Raw genomic sequence first — 20,774 nt, 5'->3', positions numbered from 1 at the left:
TTCACTCCTTGCGCTCCTCTGCCCGGGTAGCCCCTTGCGGCGGGCTGCCATCGAATTTACCTTAGACTAACAACTCATTTACGTTTACGCTAACGTAAACTTGAATCACGAATGGACTGACCAGTCATCACCCTGATGGCAGGGGAAATCGGCAGTCCACTGCACCAAGGAGAGCACGGATGCATGCCCTGATGGATGAAACCCTCCAGGCCCTGACCGAACAGGTCGAGGCTTTCTGCCAGAAAGTGATCGCACCGCGCGCCAGCGAGATCGATCAGAATAACGCTTTCCCCCGGGATCTCTGGCCCCGCATGGGGGAGCTGGGGCTGCACGGCATCACGGTGGCGGAGGAATATGACGGGGTGAACCTCGGCTATCTGGCCCATGTGCTGGTAATGGAGCAGGTGAGCCGCGCCAGCGCCTCGGTCGGCCTCTCCTACGGCGCCCACTCCAATCTCTGCATCAACCAGATCCACCGCCACGGCACCCCTGATCAGAAGGCGAGATACCTGCCTGATCTGGTCAGCGGCAAACACGTGGGGGCGCTGGCCATGAGCGAGCCGGGTGCCGGCTCCGACGTGGTGAGCATGCGCCTCACTGCGGTGCGCGAGGGGGATCACTTCGTGCTGAACGGCAACAAGATGTGGATCACCAATGGGCCCGATGCCGACACCTTCGTCATCTATGCCAAGACCGATGCCGCCGCCGGGCCCAAAGGGATTTCCGCCTTTATCGTCGAGGCGGGGACTCCCGGTTTTTCCACCGCCCAGAAGCTCGACAAGCTCGGCATGCGCGGATCCAGTACCTGCGAGCTGGTGTTCGACAACTGCCGAGTGCCACAGGAGAACCTGCTGGGCCCCCTGAACGGCGGGGTCAAGGTACTGATGAGCGGTCTGGACTACGAGCGGGTGGTGCTGGCGGCCGGGCCCCTTGGCATCATGCAGGCCAGCATGGACGTGGTGCTCCCCTATGTGCGCGAGCGCAAGCAGTTCGGTCAGGCCATCGGCGAGTTTCAGCTGGTGCAGGGCAAGCTCGCCGACATGTATACCCGTCTCGCCAGCAGCCGGGCGCTGGTCTATTCGGTGGCGAGCGCCTGCGATCAGGGCCGCACCAGCCGCAAGGATTGCGCCGCCGCCATCCTGTTTGCTGCCGAGAACGCCACCCAGATGGCCCTCGATGCCATCCAGCTGCTCGGCGGCAACGGCTACATCAACGAATACCCCACCGGCCGCCTGCTGCGGGACGCCAAGCTCTACGAAATCGGCGCCGGCACCTCGGAGATCCGCCGCTGGCTCATCGGCCGCGAGCTGATGGGAGAGCGCGCATGAGCAGGATCCACTCCCGCCTAGACACCGCGAGCCCCGACTATGAGGCCAATCGGGCCGCCATGCAGGCACTGGTCGACGATCTGAATACCCGCCTGGAGGAGATAGCCCAGGGCGGGGGCGCGGCCAACAACGCCCGCCACCAGGCCCGTGGCAAGCTGCTGCCCCGGGAGCGCATCGACCAGCTGCTGGACCCGGGTTCCCCCTTTCTCGAACTGTCGGCGTTGGCTGGCTGGCAGGTCTATGACGAGCCGGTGCCCGCCGCCGGCATCCTCACCGGCATCGGCCGGGTCTCGGGGCGCCTGTGCATGCTGGTGGTGAATGACGCCACCGTGAAGGGCGGCACCTACTACCCCCTCACGGTGAAAAAACATCTGCGCGCCCAGGCCATCGCCGAGCGGCTGCGCCTCCCCTGCCTCTATCTGGTGGATTCCGGCGGCGCCTTCCTGCCCATGCAGGACGAGGTGTTCCCCGACCGGGAGCATTTTGGCCGCATCTTCTACAACCAGGCTCGCATGTCGGCCCAGAGCATCCCCCAGCTGGCGGTGGTGATGGGGCTCTGTACCGCCGGGGGTGCCTACGTGCCCGCCATGGCGGACGAGTCCATCATGGTCAGGGAACAGGCCACCCTCTTTCTGGCGGGCCCGCCCCTGGTCAAGGCCGCCACCGGTGAGGAGATCAGCGCAGAAGCCTTGGGCGGCGCCGAGGTGCACTGCGTCCACTCCGGGGTGGCGGATCACATGGCCCGGGACGATGCCCATGCCCTGGCCATCACCCGCACCCTGGTAAGCAACCTGGGTGACAACCAGACGGCGGCGTCACCCGCCCCATCCGCTCCCTCCTATGATGAGCCGCACTACCCCATCGAGGAGCTCTACGGCCTGGTGGGCACCAGTCTCAAGCGCCCCTATGACGCACGAGAATTGATCGCCCGACTGGTGGATGGCTCTGTGTTTGACGAATTCAAGGCGTTGTTCGGCACTACCTTGGTGACGGGTTTTTCCCGCATTGAGGGCATGCAGGTGGGGATCCTCGCCAACAACGGCGTGCTGCACAGCGACAGCGCCCAGAAGGGGGCCCACTTCATCCAGCTCTGCAACCAGCGGGGGATCCCGCTGCTGTTTCTGCAAAACATCACCGGCTTTATGGTGGGGAGTACGGCGGAGAAAGAGGGGATCGCCAAGCACGGCGCCAAGCTGGTGACCGCCGTGGCCTGCAGCCGGGTGCCCAAGATCACCCTGATCGTCGGCGGCAGCTTCGGTGCCGGCAACTACGGCATGTGCGGGCGCGCCTATGAACCGGATTTTCTGTTCAGCTGGCCCAACAGCCGCATCTCCGTCATGGGGGGCGAGCAGGCGGCCGGGGTGCTGGTGCAGGTGCGCCGGGACAAGCTGGCCGCCGAGGGCAAGACTCTGGGCGAGTCGGAGGCGGCCGCCATTCGCGCCCCGGTGATAGCGCAGTACGAGCGCCAGGGTCACCCCTATTACGCCAGTGCTCGCCTGTGGGATGACGGCGTCATCGACCCGGTCCAGAGCCGCACCGTGCTGGCCCTGGCGCTGGCGGCCTGCCAGGGGGCCGAGCCGGGCCCCGGGCAGTACGGCATCTTCCGGATGTAAGGAGTTCATATGTCAGACCCACTCTTCAACGATCCCCTTGCCCATTTTCGCCTGGAGCGTCACGGCCCGGTGATCGAGCTGGTGCTCGCCCGCCCGGCCCGTCACAACGCCCTTGATGCCGACCTGATGCAGGGGCTGCTCGACTGCCTCGACGAGCTGGCCCACGGCCAGCCGCTGGCCGACCGCCCCCACGTGCTGCTGCTGCGCGCCGAGGGGCCGCATTTTTGCGCGGGCGCCGATCTCGAGTGGATGCGCAAGATGGCAGGGGAGGCGTTCGACCCCCGCGCCTTTGACAAGAATCGCGAGGACGCCCGGGTGCTGGCCCACCTGATGCAGGCACTGGACGAGCTGCCCTTCCCCACGGTGGCCCTGGTGCAGGGGGCCGCCTACGGCGGAGCCTTAGGCCTTGTCTGCGCCTGCGACATCGTGCTGGCCAGCGAAAATGCCCGCTTCTGCCTCTCCGAGGTGACCCTGGGACTGGTGCCTGCGGTGATCAGCCCCTACGTGGTGCGCGCCATGGGGATGCGCCAGGCCCGCCGCTACATGCTGAGCGCGGAGCCTTTCGATGCCATCACCGCCTGCCGACTCAACGTGGTGCACAGGCTCAGCCAGCCTGATCAGTTGCTGGCGGAGGGACGCGCCATGGCCCTGCGGTTGTGTCGCAACGGCCCCCAGGCGATGAAGGAGACCAAGCGGCTGCTGGCCGCCCTCGAAGGGCGCCCAGGCCACCAGCACGAAGAGCAGACCGTCGAGACCATCGCCCGGGTACGGGTCGGCCTCGAGGCCCAGGAGGGGATCCAGGCCTTCTTCGACAAACGCCCCCCAACCTGGCGCCCCCGTTTCAAGGACGAAGCATGACTCAATACCACCCCATCAAGCCCCTGCTGATCGCCAGCTGTGGTCAATATCACTGGAGTGTGGATCAACACGCTTCGCACTTGTGCGCCTTGAACAACAGGGAGGCAGCATGACCCATCACACTCCCATCAAGCGCCTGCTGATCGCCAATCGCGGTGAAATCGCCGTGCGCATCATCAAGACAGCACGACGCCTCGGCATTCACACCATCGCCCTCTACTCGGACGCCGACGCCCGCGCCATGCACGTGCGCGAAGCCGACGAGGCCTGGCATCTGGGGCCGGCCCCCGCCCGGGAGAGCTACCTCGACACCGGCAAGGTGCTCAAGATTGCCAAAGAGGCGAATGCCGACGCCATCCACCCGGGCTACGGTTTCCTCTCCGAGAACAGCGACTTTGCCACCGCCTGCGAGCAGCGGGGCCTGCGCTTTGTCGGCCCAAGCGGCGGCGCCATCCTCGCCATGGGGGACAAGTCGGGGGCCAAGGGGCTGATGCAGGCAGCCGGCGTCCCCGTGCTGCCCGGTTATCACGGCGCGGATCAGCACACCGACTTTTTGCGCGATCAGGCGAGCCAGGTGGGCTTCCCGCTCCTTATCAAGGCGGCCAGCGGCGGCGGTGGCAAGGGGATGCGGCGGGTCGATCAGCTGGCCGACTTTGACGCGGCCCTGGCGGCGGTCAAGCGGGAGGCGAGTGCCGCCTTTGGCGACGACCATGTGCTGCTGGAGCGCTATCTCCCCCGCGCCCGCCACGTGGAGGTGCAGGTGTTTGCCGATGCCCTCGGCAACGCCATCTATCTGGGGGACAGGGACTGCTCCTTGCAGCGCCGCCACCAGAAGGTGATCGAGGAGGCCCCCGCCCCCGACATCTCCCCTGCCCTGCGCCGCGCCATGGGCGAGGCGGCCGTGGCGGCGGCCAAGGCCATCCACTATCAGGGGGCTGGCACCATCGAGTTTCTGCTCTGCAAGGAGGAGTTCTTCTTCATGGAGATGAACACCCGGTTGCAGGTGGAGCATCCGGTTACCGAAGCCATCACAGGCCAGGATCTGGTGGCCTGGCAGCTGGCGGTGGCCGAGGGCAAACCGCTGCCCCTCACCCAGGATGAGGTGGTGCTGCGTGGCCACGCGGTGGAGGCGCGCCTCTACGCCGAGGACGTGGCCGCCGGTTTTCTGCCAGCGAGCGGCCCCATCCACTGGCTCACCTGGCCCAAGGGGGTGCGCATCGACACCGGCGTCACCGCTGGCGATGAGGTGAGCCCCTATTACGACCCCATGATCGCCAAGCTCGTCGCCCACGCACCGAGCCGCAGCGAAGCCTTTGCCACTCTGGCCGATGCCCTGGCAGCCCTGGAGCTCGGCCCTCTGGTGCACAACGGCCCGCTCCTGCAACGCCTGTGCGAAGCGCCAGAGGTGCTGGCGATGGGCCACCACTCCCAGTGGCCCATTCCCACCGACACCCTGCCCGTTCCGGCGCTCGCCTGGCCGCTCGCCGCGCTCTGGCTCGCCACTTGCGAGCGCGATGCCTCCCCCTGGCAGCAGGCCGCAGGCTTTCGGCTGGGCCCCACCCGCCGCTTTTGCGCCACGGTGCGCATCGGCGAGGAGACCCGCACTCTCACCCTCGCCGAGCGGGCAGGCAACCTACTCTGGCAGGGCGAGCAGATCCCCTGCGAGCGCACAGCAGAACAGATCCGCCTGTGCCAGGGTGGACATTGGCAGCGCTATCCGGTGCAGCCCCTCGGCGAGGGCGCCTATTTGCTGCACCTGGCGGGCAGACGCATCCGCTTCTCGCTCGATGATCAGCATCATCAGCTCCACCATGATCACGACACGAGCCATGTCCCGGGCATCCAGGCCCCCATGCACGGCATCGTGGTGGCGCTGCAGGTCGAGGCCGGCCAGCCGGTCAGCAAGGGGCAACCCCTGCTGGTGCTGGAGGCGATGAAGATGGAGCACGTCCTCAAGGCTGACCGGGACGGGGTGATTGAGGCCCTGCAGTGCCGCCAGGGGGAACAGGTGAGCCAGGGCGCCGTGCTGGTGCGCTTTGCCGAGGACCATACCGCGCAGGAGGAGCGCTCATGAGCCACACGCACGAGAACCGGGACGACAAGGTCAGCCTGGTGGAGATGGGGCCGCGGGACGGCCTGCAAAATGAGACCGCCACCCTCTCCCTGGCGCAGCGGCTGGCGCTCATCGCCCGCCTGGCCGAGAGCGGGTTGCAGCGCATCGAGGTGGGGGCCTTCGTGTCGCCCAAAAAGGTGCCGCAGATGGCGGATTCCGCCGCACTCTTTAACGCCCTACCGCGCAGGGGGCCGACCCGCTATGGCGCCCTGGTGCCCAATCTGCAGGGTCTGCAGGCCGCCATCGCCGCACGCGCCGACGAGATAGGCCTCTTCACCGCCTGCTCGGACGGCTTCACCCGGGCCAACATCGGCATCAGCGTGGAGGAGTCCCTGGTGCGCTTTGCCCCCCTGGTGCAGGAGGCGCGCAGCCTCGGCATCAAGGTGCGCGGCTACCTCTCCACCGTCATCGCCTGCCCGTTCGACGGCCCGACCCGCCCGAAACGGGTCGCCGCCCTGGCCGAGCGGCTGCTGGATCTGGGCTGCCACGAGATATCCCTCGGCGACACCATCGGCGTCGGCACCCCGGGCACCGTGGCTCCCATGCTGGATGCGGTGCTGCACGAGATCCCGGCGGGCCGGCTTGCGGTTCATTTTCACGACACCTACGGCCAGGGGCTGGCCAACCTGCTGCCGGCGCTCGAGCGCGGCATCCGCACCATCGACTGCTCGGTGGCCGGGCTCGGCGGCTGCCCCTATGCCCCCGGCGCCTCCGGCAATGTGGCGTCGGAAGAGGTGGTCTATCTGCTGCACGGCCTTGGCATGAGCACCGGCGTCGATCTCGACCAGCTGGCCGCCACCGGCCAGTGGGTGAGCGAGCTGCTGGGGCGCCCCAACGGCTCCCGGGTCGGCCAGGCCCTGCACGGGAGGGGACGGCGCCTAGCACAAGAGCGCGAGCAGCGCACCCCGGGAGGCCATCATGCATCATGACCCCGGCCCTTGCCGCGGGGCCAGGACCCCGCCAACTCATCAGGAGGGCGCACCATGAGAGCCAGACACGCCAGTGGCAAGGAGAGAACCTACAGCATCTCGGAGCTGGCCCAGGAGTTCGACATCACCCCCCGCACCATCCGCTATTACGAGGACGAGGGGCTCATCACCCCGACCCGGGAGGGGCAGACCCGTATCTACAGCCACAAGGACAGGATCCGCCTGAAATTGACCCTGCGCGGCAAGCGCCTCGGGTTCAGCCTGGCGGAGATCCGCGAGCTGTTCGACATGTACGACACCGACCGCTCCAGCCGGATGCAGCTTCACTCCATGATCCAGCTCATCGAAGCCAGACGCCACTCCCTGCGCCAGCAGCTGGAGGACATCCAGATGGTGATGGCCGAGCTCGATGCCGCCGAGCAGCGCTGCATCCACTCCCTCGGCGGCTTGAAAACCGACGGGGATTGACAGACTCTGGGGGTATCTCGCCCCCGGTATCCCGGTTTTCCAGTGGATATCCGCAGTGGCAGGCCCTGACCCGGCAACCCCCTTGTTCCCCACATCGCCCGTCACGGCATGCCGGACAGACTGGGCGGTTTGGGCAAGCGGCGAGGTGGGACAAACGGGGGAAATCCGGCCTTGGTCGCACAATAATTCCCCAGCCCGGTCAGAGTGCGGCGCACCTCATGAGTCCTTCCCATGAACCGGGCACGATTAATTGCTACCATATGCGCATCAAATGGAGACCATCATGCTCAAGCCTCTGCCCGCTCGTCTGCTGCGCTATGCCCTCTATCTTCTCGCGCTCCTGCTCATCGGCATCACCATCCTGCTCTGGCAGGCGCCGACCCTCATCCAGCGCCATCTCCCCGGCTGGCTTGCCACCCATTACGGTCTGCACCTCTCCCTTGGCAAGATAGAGGTGGGGATCCGCTCCCCCTCCCTCGTGCTGGGGCCCAGCGCCCTGCTCGATGACCAGCAGCAAGCACTGGTGTCATTTGAAGAGCTGAAGCTCATTCCCGCCTTGAAAGCGAGCTGGCAGCAGCGCGCCCTGGTACTGGAAGAGGCCACCCTGACCGCCCCCAGGGCAGATCTGGTGCGCCTCGAGGATCTCAAGGGGGAGGCACGCTTCAACTTGACCGATGCACTGGCCTCCCTGCTCGCCCCTGCGCCGGAGCAAACGCCGCCAGCTAGCGCCGAGCCCGTGCTGGTGACCATCGGCAAGCTGTCCGTCGAGCAGGGCCGGCTCAGCTACCGGGACAGCCGCAAGCAGAGCAGCCCGGGGTGGGTCCCGCCCCTCACCCTGGACAAGCTCGCCCTGCACCTGCCCGGCTTTTCCACCGCAGAGGGGGTGCTCAACCCCTATCGCCTGAGCGCCACCGTCAACGAGAAGAGCCCCCTCAAGGCCGAAGGGGAGTTCGACATGATGAGCGGCGCCGGCAAGGGCAACCTCAGCCTTGGCAAGGTGGCCATCGCCCCCTTCGCCCCCCTCTGGGCCCTCTATCTCAAGGCGACCCTCGCCAAAGGGGAGGCCAGCGCCGAGCTCGCCTATCGCCTCACCCAGGGCAAGCAGGGACTGGACTGGCAGTTGTCAAAGGGCAAGCTGACCCTGGCCAACTGGCAGCTCACACGCAACAAGGGGGAGGAATTTGCCCGCTTCAAGCAGTTGGCGCTGACCGGGATCCGCATCGATGGCAACAAGCAGCGCCTTGAGCTCGATGCCGCCACCTTCAAGAGCCCGGCCATCACCGCCGTCCTCGACCACCAGCAACAACTCGATCTCGCGGACCTGCTGATCCCCCAGAAGACCCCCAAGGGGGGCAAACAACCGGCCACCCCCGCCAAGCCCTGGCAATGGGCCCTCAAGCAGACCCGCATCGACCAGGGCAGCCTCACCCTGACCGAAGCCACCAGCGGCAAGCCCCTGAAACGGGCCATCTCCGCCATCGCCCTCACCCTGGGGCCCCTTGGCAGCCAGACCGCCCAACCCAGCCCCCTCACCCTCAACGCAGCCCTCGACACCAGGACGACGGTGGCGTTTGACGGCACCCTGGGGCTGACCCCCTTCACCCTGAACGGCGCCATCCGCCAGCAGGGGCTGCCGCTGACCCTGGCCCAACCCTACCTGCAGGATCTGCTGCGCATCAGCGTGCGGGGCGGCGAGCTTGCCAGTCGCACGAGGCTTGACCTGGTCACCGACCGCCAGGGGGCCATCAGCAAGCTGGAGATAAGCGGTGGACTCGAGGTCGCGGGGCTCAACGTGCTGGATCGGGCCGACAACCAGCGCCTGCTCCAGATAGAGAATCTGCAATTGAGCGGCCTGCACTATGATGGCCTGAGCCAGCAACTGCGCATCGCCGACATCCTGCTCAGCAAACCCTATGCCCGCATCGAGATCAACGAAGAGGGGATCACCAACGTGCAGCAACTGCTGCTGCCGCAACCCGCCGCGAACGCCAGGGAGAGCGCCCCCGCCCCGCACATCGTCATCGATCAGATCCGTACCGCCCAGGGCAACCTGCGCTTCGCCGATCGCAGCCTGAGCCCTGAGTTCGTGGTGGACATCGCCTCCCTAGACGGCCAGAGCCGCCATATCAGCAACACCCCGGGGCAGCGCTCCGAGCTCGCCTTCAACGGCAAGGTGGACCGCTACGCCCCCGTCACCATCCGGGGGGGCGCCAACCTGCTCATCGAGGATCCCGTGCTGGATGTGGCCGTGGCCTTCAACAATCTGGAACTCACCACCTTCACCCCCTACTCCAGCACCTATGCAGGCTATGCCATCGACAAGGGGCAGCTTTCCATGAAGCTCAACTACAAGCTGCAGGGCAACCGGCTGGAGGGGGACAACGACATCACCATCAAGAAGCTGCAACTCGGGGAGAAGGTCAAGAGCGAGCAGGCCAAGGATCTGCCCCTCGGCCTCGCCATCGCCCTGCTGAGCGATTCGAGCGGCGTCATCAAGATGAACCTCAAGGTGAAGGGCAATCTGGATCAGCCTGATTTCAGCCTGGGCAACATCTTCTGGGACGTGCTCGGCAATACCCTCGGCAAGGCTATCACCTCCCCCTTCTCCCTGCTTGCGTCCCTGACGGGGGGCACCAAGGATCTCGACGAGCTCCCCTTCCTGCCTGGCGATCCCGCCCTGACCCCGACCCAGCAGACCAAGCTGACCACCCTCGCCCAGGCCCTCAAGGAGAGGCCCAAGCTCAGCATGAACATCCGCGGCAAGGTCAACTTCAACGAAGAGCGCCCCATCCTCCAGCGCCAGAAGCTTGAGCGGCTGCTGGCCAAGACCACCGGCAGCCCGGTGGATTTGACGCTGCTGGAGCAGGATCCCGCCATGCAATCCGCACTGGCAGAGGCCTATGAAGCCAAGTTCAACGAAGATCTCGGGGATCTGGCCGACCGGTTGCGACTCGATGAAGGGAGCGAGGCCCTGCGCGCCCAGGCGGTGCTCCTGCTGCGGGATCAGCAGCTCATCACCGCCAAGTCCCTGCGAAACCTCGCCATGCGCCGCGCCCAGAACACCAAGGAGTATCTGGTGGATACCCAGGGCATCGCGCCGGAGCGCCTCTTCGTGCTCGACAGCCAGGTGAAGGAGACGGACAAGGAAGCCAAGGTGGTGCTGACCCTGGACAACTGATCCGGCGCCCGCCGGATGCCCCTCTTGTTTGCCCCGACGGCACATGGCCCGAGGGGCTCCCTCCCCTGACCCCTTCCATCAGGATATGTCTCTCGCTAGCCGTCCCGAACAATCCGGTTATCCCTTTATCCAGCATGTCGGCATGTCAAAATAGATGGCCCGATCAGATATACAGTGTCTAATCGGGCCAATCCTGAACACCCTCTCCCGCACGCCACAGGGCCAACCCCGCGCCCCCCTTACATTTTGAAGCGTCTTCACAGGAGCCCCCGTGCTGCCGTGTCTGCCATGTTGAAGCCTCCGACCACAGGGCGATCCCTTGGCTCACCCTCTTACGTCTTGGTTTTTGTCATCTGGGCCCATCCCGCCTCTGGCTTTCTGACAAGGGCAGCCTCTGATCCTGCCCGTTAATCTTGCGCCCCTTTCGCCCGTGGCAGTCAACACAGCGCGCCTGCGGGTTTCTCAGGCGCCCCGCCCTTGTGTAGGGAACACGGTGGCGAGCGCGGGGTTGACGAGAAAATGGGGAGCGCAACGGACACTGCGATGGCAAGCGATACGGGAGGTCCATGCGCCACAAACAGGAGGGAAACACTCTTGTCTGATGGCATATGAACTCATTTTTCAATCAAACCGCCATGACGCGACCATCCGGGACGCGTTTCCCTCACCAGTCCCAGTCACCATCGTCGTTGCCGACTTTCATGCCAAGTTGCCTTTTATACAAAATCGCAACGTTGAAAACGTTTTTCATTCACCACTCGTCTACCTGAATGGCACGAATGGTTGGCCACTTAAACTTTCGTGTTCTTTTTTTACCATTTCTGTGTGTCCCCCCCTTGCCCGGGACCCTGAGCCTGCCTAAAATCGCGCGTCTTTTATCAACCCCACCTCTATTGTTGGAGAACACCACGTGAGCGAAAAATTGGCCAACCCTGCCCCTCTGGGTCTGATGGGTTTCGGTATGACCACCATTCTGCTGAACATCCATAACGCAGGTTTCTTCCCCATCAGCGCCATGATCCTGGCCATGGGTCTGTGCTATGGCGGTCTGGCCCAGATCATCGCCGGCATCATGGAGTACAAGCGTGGCAACACCTTCGGTGTCACCGCCTTCATCTCCTACGGCACCTTCTGGTGGAGCCTGGTGTTCCTGCTGGTGATGCCGACCATGGGTCTGGCCGAGGCCACCCCGCACGCCTACATGGGCTGGTACCTGCTGATGTGGGGCATGTTCACCCTGTTCATGCTGATCGGGACCGTCAACTTCCCCCGCGTGAAGCAGTTCGTGTTCGCCTCCCTGACCGTGCTGTTCTTCCTGCTGGCTGCCCGTGACTTCACCGGCAGTACCCTGATCGGCACCATCGCCGGTTTCGAAGGCATCATCTGCGGCGCCAGCGCCATCTACCTGGCCATGGCCACCGTGATCAACGAGCAGTTCGGTCGCACCGTGCTGCCCATCGGCGAGCAGAAGAAAGCCGCTCCCGCCCAGCTCAAAGCCGCTGCCTAAGCACCCGGCGACATCGCTGTCACGAAAAAGGCACCCTCAGGGGTGCCTTTTGTGTTTCTGCCGCCCGGACGCAGTGCCGGTCAGCCCTGCGCTCCGGGATCTCCGGCCAGCAACCGGGTGGCCGGGTAGCGGGCAGCGGGATCCTGACCGTAGAAGCGGGCGAACTGGTCATAGACCGCAGGGTAGACGGCACGCAGACGCAACGGATCGGTGAAGAAGCTCTCGCTGCACACCGCGAAGAATTCGGCGGGGTGCGAGGCGGCGTAGGGGTCTATCTCGGTCACCTCCTCTCTGGTCAACTGATTGTTCATCTCGTCAAACGCACCTTGCAGCGCCCGGGTCCATTGCTGGGGATCCATGCCCCGCGGCAGGGGCGGTGCACCGTCCGCATCCCCTCCCAGCATGTCGAGCTTGTGGGCAAGCTCATGGATCACCAGGTTGAATCCGTCCCAGTCCCCGTCCTGCTGCAATTCGCTCCAGGCCAGCACCAGTGGCCCCTGGGGCCAGGATTCACCGGCGTTCTCCTCTTCAAATTCGCTCACCAGCCCGAACTCGTCCTGCACCTCCTGACGACGGGTCACGGGCTCGGGGATGATGATCACCTCGTGGAAACCTCGATACCAATCGAACCCCAGGTGCAGGATGGGCAGCACTGCCTGCAGGGCCAGCACCCCCTGCTGGCGGGGCGTCAGTTCCACCCCGATCTGGGTGAGGGTCTTGCGCGAGAGAAAATGGCGCGCCAGCTCCATCAGCCTCTGCGCCTCTTCTTCTTCAAGCCCCTGCAAGATGGGCACCGCCGCCAGCGCCTCGCGCCACTCCTGCTCTTCTGGGAGACGAGGCTCCCGGGGAGATGCACCACCCAATACCTCTTTCAACCTGGACCAGAACACACAGACTCCTCTTGCCAATCAGACAGCTTTCACAAAACGTTTCGGACGCTCGCAATACCCTTGCGCCAGATAAAATCGGTGCGCCCCTTCGCGCTTGAGGCTGCTGGAGAGCTCCAGCTGGCCGCACCCCAGGGCTGCCGCCCGCTGCTCTGCCGCCGCCAGCAGCAGGGCCCCGATGCCCCCGCCCCTTGCACCCTCATCGACAACCAGCGCCGAGATCAGGCCCCAGGCTGGTGCAAGGTGCATGGGTTGCAAGTGGTGCCACACCAGCACCCCCACCGGGATCCCCTCGCACAGGGCTACCAGTACCTCCCGCGCCGGATCGGGCTGGGCCAGCCTGGCGCTGACCGCCCCGTCAGGGTTGGGGTAGCCCAACTGGGCAAACAACCCCGTCAATCCGGCCCCATCCGCCTCCCCGGCGAGGCGAATGATGTATCTGTTTTCCCTTGTTGCCACTCCTGGCCTCCTATTTGCATTACCTCAATCAGCCCTCTGGGCATGGCAAAGCGGCAGATGATCGGTATGTACCGAATCTTGTCCAGTTCCATTCACCATTTGTTAATGTCAATTCACAAATTAACAAAGCCACAACACTTTTCACTAGGAAGGCCCTGAACAAACCGATATGTTAAATCCCGCGGACTAACCAGTCGAAAGTCCCGCACAATCCTGAGTGACCCCCTTGGTCACCGCATATTTCAATGTTAAGGGAGCGAGGCATATAGACCTCGCCAAGACAGCGCAACAAAGGAGTTGTTGTACATGAATGAGATCGTCAATGCCATCAATGGCGTGATTTGGAGCCCAGCGCTCATCTATCTGTGTCTGGGGGTAGGCCTCTACTTCTCCCTGCGCAGCCGTTTCCTGCAACTGCGCCACTTGAAAGGCATGATACGCCTGATGTTTCAGGGCAAGGGCAACGATGCCGGTGTCTCCTCCTTCCAGGCACTCTCCATGACCCTGGCCGGTCGCGTCGGTACCGGCAACATCGCCGGTGTGGCCACTGCCATCACCTTCGGCGGCCCGGGCGCCCTGTTCTGGATGTGGATGGTCGCCTTCCTTGGCGCCAGCTCCGCCTTCGTGGAGTCCACCCTGGGCCAGGTCTACAAGGAGAAGATCAACGGTGAATATCGCGGCGGTCCGGCCTTCTACATCGAGAAGGGCCTGGGCATGAAGTGGTATGCCTGGACCTTCGCCATCGCCACCATCTTCGCCTGCGGCGTACTGCTGCCGGGCGTGCAGGCAAACTCCATCGGCTCCAGCCTGCAGACCGCCTTTGCCATCGACCCCAACGTGACCGCCGCCGGTCTGGCGCTGCTGCTCGGTTTCATCATCTTCGGCGGCGTCAAACGCATCGCCAATTTCGCCAGTACCGTGGTGCCCTTCATGGCGCTGGGTTACATCATCGTGGCCTGCGTCATCATCGCCCTGAACATCGGCCAACTGCCGGGCGTGATCCTGCTCATCTGGAAGAGTGCCTTCGGGATGGAAGCCGGCTTCGGCGCCATTCTGGGTCTGGCCATCATGTGGGGTGTCAAGCGCGGGGTCTACTCCAACGAAGCCGCCCAGGGGACTGGCCCCCACGCCTCCTCCGCCGCGGCGGTGAGCCACCCGGCCAAGCAGGGCCTGGTGCAGGCGTTCTCCGTCTATATCGACACCCTGTTCGTCTGCTCCGCCACCGGCTTCATGCTGCTCATCACTGGCCTGTACAACGTGCAGGGGCCGGACGGTGCCGCCCTCTACACCGGCATCGCCGGCATCGCGGCAGGCCCCGGCTATGTGCAGACCGCCATGGAGAGCATGATGCCAGGCTTTGGCAACTACTTCGTCGCCATCGCCCTGTTCTTCTTCGCCTTCACCACCATCGTGGCCTACTACTACATCGCCGAAACCAACATCGCTTTTGTCAACCGCAAGATTAACCGCCCCTGGCTCACCTTCCTGCTGAAGATTGCGCTGATGGCTGCCACCGTCTACGGCACCGTCAAGACCGCCGATCTGGCCTGGGGCCTGGGTGACATCGGGGTCGGCCTGATGGCCTGGCTCAACATCGGTGCCATCCTGATGCTGCAAAAGCCGGCTTTCGCCTGTCTGAAAGACTACGAGGCACAGCTGGCCAAGGGTCTGGATCCCGTGTTCCACCCGGAAAAGCTCGGCATCAAGAACGCGGACTACTGGATTGAAAACCGCGCCGAAGTAAACCTGATGCGCGAGCAAACCGGCCACCCCTTCGAGGCGGACCCGGATACCGTTGCCAAGTAATCAGACGGCACAATGCAAAATGGCAGCTTCGGCTGCCATTTTCATTTGTGTTGGATGGGTGAGGGGTTCAAAGCGCGTTGCGGCGCGGTCCGAATGGCAGGCGCCAGCGAAACAGGCTGTTGAGGGTCGCCCGCCACTGGTTGGGGCGCCCCAGGATCTGCCTCTGCAACCGGGTCTCTTCCTTGAGCATGGCCTCGTCACTGCGAGCCCAGGCCTGGGTGTAGAGCTGCTTGATCCCCGCCAGCGCATCCGGCGACTTGGTGATCAGGGTCCGGGCAAAGGCCCGCGCCTCTTCCAGGGGATCCGCGCACACCCGGCTCACCAGGCCGAGGGACTTGGCTTCGCTGGCTTCCAGCTCGCGCCCGCTCATGGCAAGCTCCATGGCGGTATCCATCCCCATCAGGTTGCGCAGGGTGACGCTGCCGCTCATGTCGGGGATGATGCCCCACTTGATCTCCATCACCGAGAAGCGGCAATCCGGGGTGCTGAAGCGAAAATCGGCGCCGAGCGCTATTTGCAGGCCGCCGCCAAAACAGACCCCCTGGGTCACCGCAATCACGGGCACCGGCAGTTGATGCCAGCCATAGGCCACCCGCTGGGCCAGGTTGGTCGCCTCGTCCGCCTCGCGCTTGAGGATCTCCAGCGCCGCCACAGGCTGCCTCAGCATGGATTTCACATCCAGCCCGGCGCAGAACGCCCGCCCCTCCCCGTGCAGGATCACGGCCCGCAGCCCTTTTTGCCGGGATAGCGCGTTCAGCGTCTCGTCGATGGCGTCGAACATGGCCCGATCCAGCGCGTTGAGCTTGTCCCCCCGGCAGAGCATCACCTCGGCGATCCCCTCCTGAAACACCCATTTGACCCTTGGCTTTTCCATCTCCGTCTTCGTCCTTTTGATTCAACTGGTCATACCACAACGTTACCAGAGTGTTATGGGCAGGTACAGGGAGGCCGCCCCGGGCCTGCGACTAAAGTCGGCTGGCCCGGTGGTAGAGCCTTTGTCAGACTGGCCCCATGGTCACGGTGGAGCCTCTCATGTCACTTCTGTTCAATTTTGCCCGTCCACCGTTCGACGGCCTGGACGAGGAGGCACGCCAGCGGCTCGGTCAGCACCTCAGCATCTGCTACTTTCGCGCGGGCCAGACGGTGCAGCACGCCGGGGAGGAGCCCGCCGGGCTCTACCTCATCATCAAGGGGGCCGTGGAAGAGTCTGCCCCCCATCAATCCTTTGGCGACTATGGCGAGGGGGACATGTTCGACGTCCGTGCCCAGTTTGACGGGCACTGCCGCCACCGTTTCGCCGCCCTGGAAGATACCCTCTGCCAGCTCATTCCCCGCCCCGTCTTTCTGGCCCTGTGCGACGCGCACCCCCATATCGCCCGCTACTTCACCGCCACCCTGGCGGAGCGCCAGCGGGAGCAGGAGCGGCGCAGCCAGCTCGGGCAGCAGAACCTGGCGGAGTTCATCCTGACCCGCATCGCTCCCGACCATCTGCAGGCGCCGCTCATCGTGGAAAGCAGCCTCTCGCTCCTGGCCGCCACCGAGGCCATGGTGGCCAGGGGCACCGACTGCCTGCTCTATCCCGGAGCAGACGGCAGCCTGAGCCTGGCCACCCGCAAGACCCTGCTCCACGCCCTCACCCTCAAGGGATTGCCGCTCAGTGCGCCGCTGGCGGTGCTGACCCCCACCCCGCTGACGGGTCTGCCACTGGGGAGCTATCTGTTCGATGCCCTGCTGCTGATGACCCGCCACCGCATCAAGCGCCTGGTCATCTGGCAGGGGCAGGAGGTGGCAGGCATCCTGCATTTGACCCAGGTGCTCGGGCTCTTCTCCACCCACTCCCATGTGTTGACCCTGCGCATCGCCCGCGCCGACTCCCCGGCCGCCCTCGAGGCGGTCGCCCGGGAGCAGCAGCAGCTCATTCGCTCCCTGTTTGCCCAGGGGATCCACACCCTGTTCCTGATGAAGCTCATCGCCACCATCAACGAGCAGTTGATCGCCAAGGCCTTTTCCCTGGTGATCCCCGCGGCGCAGCAAGAGCAGGTGTGCCTGCTGATGCTGGGGTCGGAGGGGCGTGGCGAACAGATCCAGAAAACCGATCAGGACAATGCCCTGATCCTGCCGGATGGCCTGCCGTGGCCCACCCAGTCGGCGGATCTGGCCGCCTTCAGCGCCCTGCTGGCGCACCTGGGTTATCCCCCTTGCCCGGGCAGGGTGATGGTCAACAACCCGGCCTGGGTGAAGCCGCTTGGCGGCTGGCTGCAAGGGATAGAGCAGGCCTGTGTGCGCGCCAGCGAAGCGGATCTGCTCTGGCTCGCCACCCTGGCAGATGCCCAGGCCATCACGGGAGATCGCGCCCGGCTCGCCCCCGTCGCCCGTCACCTGCGGGCCTGCCTCGCCGACCGGCCGGATCTGCTGGCGGAGATGGCAAGGGCCGCCGTCGCCTTTCACGCCCCCCTCACCCTCTTTGGCAGGCTGGAGCAAGCCCCGGAGGGGCTGGATCTCAAGCGGGGCGGCCTCTTCCCTCTGGTCCACGGCGTCCGGGTACTCTCCCTGGAGGCGGGGATCCTGGAGACCTCGACCACGGGGCGCATCGAGGCCCTGGTGGGCCAGGGACGCCTCAGCCGGGACTATGGCACCAATCTGGCGGAGGCCTTCCGGCTGTTCATGCGGCTTCGGCTGCGCAGCCAGTTGCAGGAGGGAGACGGACGGGTGCGGGTGGCCGACCTCGGCCCCGCAGAGCGGGATCTGCTGCGCCATGCCCTGCACCAGGTGAAGAAGTTCCAGCAATGGCTCACCTTGCACTTTCGTCTTAGGCAATAGCGATGTGGATGCACTGGCGCCGCCGCTGGCTTGGCAGGACGTTTCGGGAGGGGGAGTTTGCCCCGCTCTTTGCCCGCCCTGCTGGCGACGAGTGGGTGGCGCTGGACTTCGAGACCACCAGCCTGGATCCGGCGCTGGCGGAGATCGTCTCCATCGGGGCGGTGCGCATCCGGGGCAACCGGATAGAGACGGGCGATGCCCTTGCCATCCGGGTCCAGGCTCCCGCCAGCCTGAGCGCCGGGTCCGTGGTGATCCACGGCCTGCGCCATCAGGATCTGCAACAGGGAATGGCACTGGAGCCCGCGCTGCGCGCGCTGCTGGAGTTCATCGGCCCCCGTGAGCTGGTGGGGTATCACATCGCCTATGACCTGCGCATTCTCAACCTCGCCTGCCAACGGCTGTGGGGGCTCACCCTGCCCCAGCGCGGCATCGAGGTGAGCCGCCTCTATCACGATCACCTCTATCGCCGCTATCCCGACGCCGCCATCGATCTGCACCTGGCCGCGATCTGTCGCCATCTGGCGCTGCCAGCCCTGCCCCCCCACGACGCCCTGAGCGATGCTGTCACCGCCGCCCTTGTCTTTGTACGCCTGCATCAGGGCGGCCCGCTGGCTTATCCCAAAGTCTAATTGTTCGGAAATAACATTTAATTCACATTTTGCTTACATGGACAGCCGTGCTGTCCGGTAGGGAACCCCTCATCCACCGCTGACATTCACTGTCATGGAGAACTGCAATGGAACAGCAACCGTATCTTCGGATCCAGCAAGATCCCAACTTCCAGACACTGGTCGCCAAACGCCAGCGTTTTGCCTGGACCCTCTCCATCCTGATGCTGGGGCTCTACCTGGCGTTCATCCTGCTCATCGCCTTTGCACCGGGCTGGCTTGGCACCCCCTTGAGCGAAGGCTCCAGCATCACCCGTGGCATCCCGGTCGGGATTGGTCTCATCGTATCGGCCTTCGTGCTGACCGGTATCTACGTATTTCGTGCCAACGGCGAGTTCGACGAACTGAACCAGAAGATCCTCAAGGGAGCGCAATCATGAAAGGCAAGTTTCTGCTGCCGCTGGCAGGTCTGATCTCCACCCCCTTGCTGGCGGCCGACGCCATCAGCGGCGAGGTGCAACGCCAACCCCTCAATATCTCGGCCATCGTGATGTTCGTGATCTTCGTGGCCGCGACCCTGTTCATCACCTACTGGGCCTCCAAGCGCAACCGCTCGGCTTCCGACTACTACGCCGCCGGCGGGCGCATCACCGGCTTCCAAAACGGTCTGGCCATCGCCGGTGACTACATGTCCGCCGCCTCCTTCCTCGGCATCTCTGCCCTGGTCTACACCTCGGGCTACGACGGTCTCATCTACTCCATCGGCTTCCTGGTGGGCTGGCCCATCATCCTGTTCCTGATCGCGGAGCGGCTGCGCAACCTCGGCAAGTACACCTTTGCCGACGTGGCCTCCTACCGCCTCAAGCAGACCTCGGTGCGCAGCCTCTCCGCCAGCGGCTCCCTGGTGGTGGTCGCCCTCTACCTCATCGCCCAGATGGTCGGTGCCGGCAAGCTCATCGAGCTGCTGTTCGGCCTCCAATACCATGTGGCCGTGGTGCTGGTCGGCATCCTGATGGTGCTCTACGTGCTGTTCGGCGGCATGCTGGCCACCACCTGGGTACAGATCATCAAGGCGGTGATGCTGCTCTCCGGTGCCTCCTTCATGGCCATCATGGTGATGAAGTCCGTCAACTTCGACGTCGGTACCCTGTTCAGCGAAGCGGTCAAGGTGCATGCCAATGGTGCGGCCATCATGAGCCCGGGCGGCCTAGTCGCCGACCCCATCTCCGCCATCTCCCTTGGGCTGGCCCTGATGTTCGGTACCGCCGGTCTGCCCCACATCCTGATGCGCTTCTTTACCGTGAGCGATGCCAAGGAAGCCCGTAAATCGGTGTTCTATGCCACCGGCTTCATCGGCTACTTCTACATCCTCACCTTCATCATCGGCTTTGGCGCCATCCTGCTGGTCAGCACCAACCCGGACTTCAAGGACGCCACCGGCGCCCTGCTGGGGGGCACCAACATGGCGGCCGTCCATCTGGCCGACGCCGTGGGTGGCAGCCTGTTCCTGGGCTTCATCTCCGCCGTGGCGTTTGCCACCATACTGGCGGTCGTGGCCGGGCTGACCCTGGCGGGGGCCTCAGCGGTCTCTCACGACCTCTATGCCTGCGTCATCAAGGAAGGCAAGGCCAACGAGGCCGACGAGCTGCGTGTCTCCAAGATGACCACCCTGGTGCTGGGTGTGGTCGCCATCGGCCTTGGCATCCTGTTCGAGAAGCAGAACATCGCCTTCATGGTGGGCCTGGCCTTCTCCATCGCGGCGAGCTGCAACTTCCCGGTGCTCTTCCTCTCCATGTTCTGGTCCCGCCTGACCACCCGTGGCGCCGTCTATGGCGGCTGGCTCGGTCTCATCAGCGCCGTGACCCTGATGATCCTGGGCCCCACCGTCTGGGTGAAAGTACTGGGTCATGCCCAGGCCATCTTCCCCTACGAATACCCGGCGCTCTTCTCCATGGGGCTGGCCTTCGCCGGGATCTGGTTCTTCTCGGTCACCGACAAGTCCCAGGCAGCCTCCGACGAGCATGCGAAGTTCTTCCCGCAGTTCGTCCGCTCCCAGACCGGTCTCGGTGCCTCCGGCGCCTCTGCCCACTAAGTGGCATCCCACGCATCCAAGCCGGCCCAGTGCCGCAATGCTGATCAGTTAAGGATCCATTGACCGATCCTTCTGCTGTAGGACAATCCGGAACCAATCACTGGTTCC

General features: G+C 64.6%; 16 protein-coding genes. 13 read left to right on the top strand and 3 right to left on the bottom strand.

What is annotated here, in order from left to right; all coding sequences use genetic code 11:
• Positions 1-179: 179 nt before the first annotated feature.
• From PG887_RS11130 to PG887_RS11095, 8 genes are all read left to right on the top strand, one after another.
• Positions 180-1,328, top strand: coding sequence for an isovaleryl-CoA dehydrogenase (locus PG887_RS11130; RefSeq protein ID WP_270821709.1), 1,149 nt, complete (start codon positions 180-182; stop codon positions 1,326-1,328).
• Positions 1,325-2,941, top strand: a complete 1,617-nt coding sequence (locus tag PG887_RS11125) for a carboxyl transferase domain-containing protein (protein WP_270821708.1) — start codon at positions 1,325-1,327, stop codon at positions 2,939-2,941. The genes PG887_RS11130 and PG887_RS11125 overlap by 4 nt, the downstream gene beginning before the upstream one ends.
• 9 nt (positions 2,942-2,950) lie before the next feature.
• Positions 2,951-3,799 carry an enoyl-CoA hydratase-related protein gene (locus PG887_RS11120; protein WP_042878770.1) on the top strand — a complete coding sequence of 283 codons (849 nt, stop codon included), beginning with the start codon at positions 2,951-2,953 and terminating at the stop codon, positions 3,797-3,799.
• Positions 3,800-3,908: 109 nt separating this feature from the next.
• A complete protein-coding gene (locus PG887_RS11115) occupies positions 3,909-5,873 on the top strand; it encodes an acetyl/propionyl/methylcrotonyl-CoA carboxylase subunit alpha (protein ID WP_270821707.1) in 1,965 nt (654 codons plus the stop codon).
• Positions 5,870-6,841 (top strand): hydroxymethylglutaryl-CoA lyase, encoded by a 972-nt coding sequence (locus PG887_RS11110; protein WP_069651185.1) that lies wholly within the window; start codon positions 5,870-5,872, stop codon positions 6,839-6,841. Before PG887_RS11115 ends, PG887_RS11110 begins: the two co-directional genes overlap by 4 nt.
• Before the next feature lie 54 nt (positions 6,842-6,895).
• The gene (locus tag PG887_RS11105) at positions 6,896-7,309 is read left to right on the top strand and encodes a MerR family transcriptional regulator (protein WP_010674587.1); all 414 of its coding nucleotides are present in this window, start codon (positions 6,896-6,898) and stop codon (positions 7,307-7,309) included.
• A gap of 271 nt (positions 7,310-7,580) precedes the next feature.
• Complete coding sequence (locus PG887_RS11100; RefSeq protein ID WP_442866336.1) at positions 7,581-10,487, top strand: DUF748 domain-containing protein; 2,907 nt, start codon at positions 7,581-7,583, stop codon at positions 10,485-10,487.
• A gap of 910 nt (positions 10,488-11,397) precedes the next feature.
• On the top strand, positions 11,398-11,994 hold the full coding sequence (locus PG887_RS11095; RefSeq protein WP_029314465.1) for an acetate uptake transporter: 597 nt from the start codon (positions 11,398-11,400) through the stop codon (positions 11,992-11,994).
• 80 nt (positions 11,995-12,074) lie between these two features.
• Here PG887_RS11095 and PG887_RS11090 read toward each other — a convergent pair whose 3' ends face one another.
• Both PG887_RS11090 and PG887_RS11085 read right to left on the bottom strand, forming a co-directional pair.
• On the bottom strand, positions 12,075-12,884 hold the full coding sequence (locus PG887_RS11090) for a zinc-dependent peptidase (protein WP_069784711.1): 810 nt from the start codon (positions 12,882-12,884) through the stop codon (positions 12,075-12,077).
• 18 nt (positions 12,885-12,902) lie between these two features.
• A complete protein-coding gene (locus tag PG887_RS11085) occupies positions 12,903-13,316 on the bottom strand; it encodes a GNAT family N-acetyltransferase (protein WP_029314462.1) in 414 nt (137 codons plus the stop codon).
• A gap of 330 nt (positions 13,317-13,646) precedes the next feature.
• Between PG887_RS11085 and PG887_RS11080 the strand changes: the two genes are divergently transcribed.
• Positions 13,647-15,146 carry an alanine/glycine:cation symporter family protein gene (locus tag PG887_RS11080; RefSeq protein WP_010674582.1) on the top strand — a complete coding sequence of 500 codons (1,500 nt, stop codon included), beginning with the start codon at positions 13,647-13,649 and terminating at the stop codon, positions 15,144-15,146.
• 67 nt (positions 15,147-15,213) lie between these two features.
• Here PG887_RS11080 and PG887_RS11075 read toward each other — a convergent pair whose 3' ends face one another.
• On the bottom strand, positions 15,214-16,020 hold the full coding sequence (locus PG887_RS11075; RefSeq protein WP_010674581.1) for a crotonase/enoyl-CoA hydratase family protein: 807 nt from the start codon (positions 16,018-16,020) through the stop codon (positions 15,214-15,216).
• Between the two features lie 158 nt (positions 16,021-16,178).
• On the opposite strand from PG887_RS11075, the gene PG887_RS11070 reads away from it, so the two are divergent.
• The 4 genes from PG887_RS11070 to PG887_RS11055 all read left to right on the top strand — a co-directional run bounded on the left by PG887_RS11070 (position 16,179) and on the right by PG887_RS11055 (position 20,666).
• Positions 16,179-17,966 carry a putative nucleotidyltransferase substrate binding domain-containing protein gene (locus PG887_RS11070; RefSeq protein WP_270821703.1) on the top strand — a complete coding sequence of 596 codons (1,788 nt, stop codon included), beginning with the start codon at positions 16,179-16,181 and terminating at the stop codon, positions 17,964-17,966.
• A gap of 2 nt (positions 17,967-17,968) precedes the next feature.
• Positions 17,969-18,595 carry a 3'-5' exonuclease gene (locus tag PG887_RS11065; RefSeq protein ID WP_029314461.1) on the top strand — a complete coding sequence of 209 codons (627 nt, stop codon included), beginning with the start codon at positions 17,969-17,971 and terminating at the stop codon, positions 18,593-18,595.
• A 107-nt stretch (positions 18,596-18,702) separates the two neighbouring features.
• The gene (locus PG887_RS11060; RefSeq protein ID WP_010674578.1) at positions 18,703-19,014 is read left to right on the top strand and encodes a DUF485 domain-containing protein; all 312 of its coding nucleotides are present in this window, start codon (positions 18,703-18,705) and stop codon (positions 19,012-19,014) included.
• Positions 19,011-20,666, top strand: coding sequence for a cation acetate symporter (locus tag PG887_RS11055; RefSeq protein WP_270821701.1), 1,656 nt, complete (start codon positions 19,011-19,013; stop codon positions 20,664-20,666). Before PG887_RS11060 ends, PG887_RS11055 begins: the two co-directional genes overlap by 4 nt.
• Positions 20,667-20,774 lie beyond the last annotated feature (108 nt).

The organism is Aeromonas sp. QDB14, assembly GCF_027707845.1.
Taxonomy (GTDB): domain Bacteria; phylum Pseudomonadota; class Gammaproteobacteria; order Enterobacterales; family Aeromonadaceae; genus Aeromonas; species Aeromonas caviae.
The sequence above is the reverse complement of the archived record's forward strand: the minus strand, read 5'-3'. Positions and strand labels throughout refer to the sequence as shown.

What these genes read in the sequence shown, in the direction of transcription:
- PG887_RS11130 (WP_270821709.1), top strand. Translation starts at nt 180, where the DNA reads ATGCATGCCCTGATGGATGAAACCCTCCAGGCCCTGACCGAACAGGTC.
- PG887_RS11125 (WP_270821708.1), top strand. Translation starts at nt 1,325, where the DNA reads ATGAGCAGGATCCACTCCCGCCTAGACACCGCGAGCCCCGACTATGAG.
- PG887_RS11120 (WP_042878770.1), top strand. Translation starts at nt 2,951, where the DNA reads ATGTCAGACCCACTCTTCAACGATCCCCTTGCCCATTTTCGCCTGGAG.
- PG887_RS11115 (WP_270821707.1), top strand. Translation starts at nt 3,909, where the DNA reads ATGACCCATCACACTCCCATCAAGCGCCTGCTGATCGCCAATCGCGGT.
- PG887_RS11110 (WP_069651185.1), top strand. Translation starts at nt 5,870, where the DNA reads ATGAGCCACACGCACGAGAACCGGGACGACAAGGTCAGCCTGGTGGAG.
- PG887_RS11105 (WP_010674587.1), top strand. Translation starts at nt 6,896, where the DNA reads ATGAGAGCCAGACACGCCAGTGGCAAGGAGAGAACCTACAGCATCTCG.
- PG887_RS11100 (WP_442866336.1), top strand. Translation starts at nt 7,581, where the DNA reads ATGGAGACCATCATGCTCAAGCCTCTGCCCGCTCGTCTGCTGCGCTAT.
- PG887_RS11080 (WP_010674582.1), top strand. Translation starts at nt 13,647, where the DNA reads ATGAATGAGATCGTCAATGCCATCAATGGCGTGATTTGGAGCCCAGCG.
- PG887_RS11075 (WP_010674581.1), bottom strand. Translation starts at nt 16,020, where the DNA reads ATGGAAAAGCCAAGGGTCAAATGGGTGTTTCAGGAGGGGATCGCCGAG.
- PG887_RS11070 (WP_270821703.1), top strand. Translation starts at nt 16,179, where the DNA reads ATGTCACTTCTGTTCAATTTTGCCCGTCCACCGTTCGACGGCCTGGAC.
- PG887_RS11065 (WP_029314461.1), top strand. Translation starts at nt 17,969, where the DNA reads ATGTGGATGCACTGGCGCCGCCGCTGGCTTGGCAGGACGTTTCGGGAG.
- PG887_RS11060 (WP_010674578.1), top strand. Translation starts at nt 18,703, where the DNA reads ATGGAACAGCAACCGTATCTTCGGATCCAGCAAGATCCCAACTTCCAG.
- PG887_RS11055 (WP_270821701.1), top strand. Translation starts at nt 19,011, where the DNA reads ATGAAAGGCAAGTTTCTGCTGCCGCTGGCAGGTCTGATCTCCACCCCC.